Source organism: Citrobacter sp. TBCS-14 (assembly GCF_005280805.1).
GTDB lineage: Bacteria > Pseudomonadota > Gammaproteobacteria > Enterobacterales > Enterobacteriaceae > Citrobacter > Citrobacter gillenii.
The window spans coordinates 1-217 of the sequence record NZ_SZWM01001189.1 but is presented as its reverse complement, the minus strand read 5'-3'; the positions used below and the strand labels follow the sequence as shown (position 1 = coordinate 217).

Below are 217 nucleotides of genomic sequence, written 5' to 3'. Positions count from 1 at the left end.
GTGCCATCGGCCCATTGCGCATTATTGCGCAACGTAAACGTCCAGATACGGTTATCATTACTCTTCCACTGTGTGGCGACACCGGGAATAATCTCACCCTTTTCATTCTGGTTGACCAGCCCTTCGAATAAATCGCGAATAACCTGAATTTCTGGAAGCCCAACGGCTTTTGCCGGATCGAGTGACGCTGGCTCATCTTTTATATGACGCACCAGTT

General features: G+C 48.8%; 1 protein-coding gene. It reads right to left on the bottom strand.

Annotated elements, in window-relative coordinates:
- Positions 1 to 217: ABC transporter substrate-binding protein (locus FDX22_RS24725; protein WP_370317830.1), on the bottom strand; the 217-nt coding region annotated here is incomplete at both ends.